Genomic DNA, 4302 nt, shown 5'->3' with positions numbered 1-4302 from the left:
CAAACTTACCGCGTTGGCCTTGTACTCGGCAGTGAAGCTCCGACGAGTAGATCCCATAATCCGCTCCCTCTATCTTGGGGGAACTCACCGCTCATCTCCGGGTGTCCACCAGAGCGGGAACGGTCCAAGTCCCCCGGCTTTATGTTTGCTTTGCGGGGTGGGGTCGGTGGCGGCGTTGGGTGGGAGGGGTCGTTGGCTTTTGGGGCCACCAGCTTGCGTTGCCGAGGAGTGTGGCGATGGCTGGTACCACGATGGTGCGGACGATGAAGGTGTCGATGAGAAGGCCTACGCCGATGATGAGTCCGACTTGGGTCATGATGCCGATGGAACCGGCGATGAGGCCGAACATGCTGGCGGCGAAGATGAGGCCTGCTGAGGTGATAACTGAGCCGGTGTTGGTGACGGTGCGGAGCACTCCGACTCGGACGTTGTGATGTGATTCTTCGCGCAATCGTGAGACCAGCAGCATGTTGTAGTCGGCGCCGACGGCTACCAGGACGATGAACGCTAATAGGGGCACAGGCCAAGCGATGTCGGTGTGGAGTATGTGCTGAAAGATCAGGACGCCTATGCCCAATGCTGCGGTGTAGTTGAGTACGACGGTGCCGAGTAGGTAGATGGGTGCGACCAGTGAGCGCAGCAGGATGATCAGGATGATGCCGACGATGGCCAGGGTGGCCAGGGCCAGGAGGCGGAAGTCGTTGGTGAGCAGTCGTTGCAGGTCGGCGTTGATAGCGGGGAAGCCGGCGACGGAGACGGTGGAGTCGGTCAGGGTGGTGTTGGGTTTTGCGTCGTTGGCGACGGTGGCGATGGTGCTGGCCAGGCGCATGGCGTCCGCGCTGTAGGGGTCGAAGCTTGTCTGGACGGCGTAGCGCACGGTGTGTCCGTCCGGGGAGATGAATTGGCGCGCAACGTCGGCGAATTGCTGGTCAGCGAAAGCATCTTTGGGTAAGTAGAAGCCGGTGGCCGAGTCCGAGCCGCGGGTTTCGCGCGCGGTGGTCTGTAGTTGGGCGGCGAGCGTGGCCATGCCGGCGAGTTGTTGAAGGTTGCTGTCGACGAGTGCAGATACGCCTTCGGCGAGTGTTCGCGAGCCGGCGGCGAGTTGGGAGACCCCGGTCTGCAGTTGGGCGAGTTTGGTTGGCAGGTCTTGGGCCCCGATGGTTCCCAGCGTGGTCTCGAGGGTGGCGACGGTGGCGTTGAGTTGGTTGGTGACCGCGGTGAGGGGGGTGTCCATCTGCGCGAGCTGGGTGGACAGTGTCGTGATCTGGGTGAAGAACCCGCTGTCGCGGAGTGCGGCGAGATCGCGGGCTTGTTGGCGCAGGGTGCTGCATTGGGGTAGTTGAGTGCACAGCGCTGAGTTATCCAGTAACGGGAGCACTGAGGTGATTGTGGCTATGGCGGCTGATGACTGTTCGGCCAGGGCTGCTAGCTGAGGGGCGTTCTGCGCGGCTTGGTCGAGTTGGGGTGCGGCGGCGGTCAGTGTTTGTAGAAGTGGTTGGTATTGACCTATTTCGGCCCCGATGGTGGTGACTTGGTTAAGAATGCCAGCCAGTGGGGTGAGATTGGTGCGGATCTGTATGTCGAGTTGTTCGAGGCCGTCGGCGAGTTGGTCTGCACCAGAACGCAATTGTTCGAGGTCACCTTTGCGGGCTTGGCCCTCACCCACTGAGCCGGCCACCCGATCGCCGATCTGCCCGTTCTGCCAGGAGAGTTGGGCTTGTTCGAGTTTGGCTCCGGTCGGGCGAGTGACACCGACCACACGGGTGACGCCGGGGATCTGCGCAATCCGAGCTGCCATCTGATCAAGGTCGGCAAGTCCGTTGGTTGTTCTCAGATCGGTGGGCGAATCCACGACGACAAATTCCGCGATGGTGATGTCTTGCGGGAAGTGCCGGTTGAGCAGTGCGTAACCTTCGTTGCTGTCGGTGGTTGTGGGTTGACCGTCTCGGTCGTCGTAGGTGATCTGAATGCCCAGCGCGGTGACGCTCAGGATCGTCAATCCGACGAGGCTGACGGCCAGCAACGGCGCCGGGCGGCGTACGACGAGGACCGCGATGCGGTTCCAGTAGCGCCGCGTGAGGTCTTTGCGCGGGGCACCCCACCCCCATCGCGCAGCCCACAGCAGCACTGGCGGCAACAACGTGACGGTGGCGAGGAATCCGATGAGGATCGCCACTGCGCAGGCGGGGCCGAGGGTGGCGAAGACGCTGAGCTGCCCGAAGACCATGGCTAAGAACGCGAGAGCAACAGTGCTTGCCGACGCAAGGATCACCCGTCCGATGGTGGCGGTGGCATCGATGAGAGCGTCGGACGCGGCGGCGCCTTGGCGCAGCCTTTCGTGGTATCTGCTGATCACAAAGACCGAATAGTCCACACCGGCGCCGAGCAAGATGACGGTCATGAACGCAACGGTGAATTGCGAGACTGGCATGCCCAGTTCGCCTAACGCAGACATGACTCCGCGGGCTACGGCGAGACTGATACCGATGACCAGAAGCGGTAGCAACGCAGTGAACACCGACCGATAGACGATCAGCAAGATTATGGCGATCAGCACGACGGTGGCGATGGTGATGACCACCAGATCCTTTTCAGCGGTGACGATTTGGTCGCTGAAGGTCGCTGTTGGTCCGGTCACGTGGACTGTCGTGCTGGTGCCGGTAAAGACCTCTGCTGCGGTCTCGCGGATCGATTCCACAGCGTGGGCCGCCGTCGGCCCGCCGAGGCTGCCGCTGACCCCGACGGGCAAGTACCAGGCTTTGCCGTCTTCGCTGAGCGCTTGTCGGGCAGTGATCGGGTCGGCGAGCAGGTCGCGTACGGCCTGCACATCATCGCGGTCGGCGCGGAGCCGGACCACGAGGTCGTCATAGCGTTGGCGGGCGGGCTCGGTGAGTCCGGCCGGATCTTCCATTGCCACGAACACCGTGGTCTTCGCGCCCTTTTCGTCGAACGCCTCGCCCATGCGATCGAGCGCCTGAAACGACGGCACGCCCTTAGGAATTGGGTCCACCGATTGCTGGCGCACAACTGTTTCCAACTGGGGAAACAGCACAGCCAACACCACGGCAACAGCCACCCAGACGCCCGCTACCAGCGCTTTGTGCGACAAGACGAAGCGTCCCACCTGCCCCAGCGACCGGCTGTACTCACCGCGACCGGTCGATCGCCGAAGCTTCACCACTGCTCACGCATCCATCGCTGCGTTGGCATCGCACACCCTTCGACAAATGAATCAATCGGTATCACTACGCTACAGCATGTAGCGAAAGGAATGGATTGTTCGGCGACGCGGGACTATCGGATCAGCGGCGGTGGGCGGCGAGAAAGTCGTCGACAAGCTGTTCGCAGTCCGCGCCACTCATCGAGCGAAGGCCGGACAGCCGCGCGAAGACCAGCGGGCCCACGAGCTGGGTGATGGCCACGCCGGGATCGAACTCGTCGAGTTCCTTCTGGGCGGCGGCGCTCTGCAACACCTGATCGAACGGTTCCCGGTACTGCGCGATGACACGAGCGCGCAGCGGCGCGAGGGTGTTCTGCTGCTCCCCGGGCTCCTCCGGCACCATCGCCAGCCACGCCAAGGCGGTCAATTGCAGTGGCGCCTGCTCGATCAACGCAGCCTGAGCACGGACCAACCGCACCAAACTGTCGCGGATTGGTCCGTGCGCGTCAGGGACGTCGGCGTGGGGCAACAATCGTTCGAACGCCGCAGCCAACAAATCGGTGGTGCCGTCGAAATGCCGGTAAAACGTCGTTCGAGCCACCCGCGACATCCGGGAGACCGCCCCGACCGTGACTGCATCAACCCCGCCGGTCTTCAACAGGGCAGATGCCGCATCAACCAACCGGTTGCGTGAACGAACCAAACGCGGGTCTTTGTCATCCATCACGTCCTTGGACCGAGGACCCGCGTCGCGCCTGGCCGCCATCACCGCACCCACACTCCCATCCCCGAGACTGCTCTCGGGCGCCTGGCGATCTTGGTTCGCACGAAGTGCTACTGATAATAGCGAAAGTCGAGGAGTGTCCGCCGGGCTAGTCGTGCAATTCACCTGTTCGACACCCCGACCCGGCAGGAAGGTCGGCGCCACGGTGCCCGCCTCCGGGGTACCTTCGGCGAAGGGTTGGTAGATCAATTCGGGGCTTGGCGGCAGGGCTGGGGTGGGTACTGCTGAAGGGTGAAGCGCCCTGGGTTTGATGGAGACTCGCGCTATTTGATTCCGACCAGCTGTTCGCGGTCGGCTTGGACAGCATAGAACGCGTGCTCGAACTCGGCGGGCGGGACGTCGCCGAGGTATCCGTGGA

At 62.9% G+C, this 4302-nt stretch carries 2 protein-coding genes; both read right to left on the bottom strand.

Features of this window, described 5'->3' with window-relative positions; genetic code table 11:
• Positions 1-139: 139 nt before the first annotated feature.
• Positions 140-3181, bottom strand: coding sequence for an MMPL/RND family transporter (locus tag ABFX36_RS18785; RefSeq protein ID WP_006896682.1), 3042 nt, complete (start codon positions 3179-3181; stop codon positions 140-142).
• Positions 3182-3302: 121 nt separating this feature from the next.
• Complete coding sequence (locus ABFX36_RS18780; RefSeq protein ID WP_020173037.1) at positions 3303-3884, bottom strand: TetR/AcrR family transcriptional regulator; 582 nt, start codon at positions 3882-3884, stop codon at positions 3303-3305.
• Positions 3885-4302 lie beyond the last annotated feature (418 nt).

This window comes from Gordonia cholesterolivorans, from assembly GCF_039531975.1.
GTDB classification, from domain to species: Bacteria; Actinomycetota; Actinomycetes; order Mycobacteriales; family Mycobacteriaceae; genus Gordonia; species Gordonia sihwensis.
This window is presented reverse-complemented; position numbering and strand designations above follow the sequence as displayed.

Excerpts from the sequence above, each read along its gene's own strand:
- ABFX36_RS18780 (WP_020173037.1), bottom strand. The coding sequence starts at position 3,884 with ATGGATGACAAAGACCCGCGTTTGGTTCGTTCACGCAACCGGTTGGTT.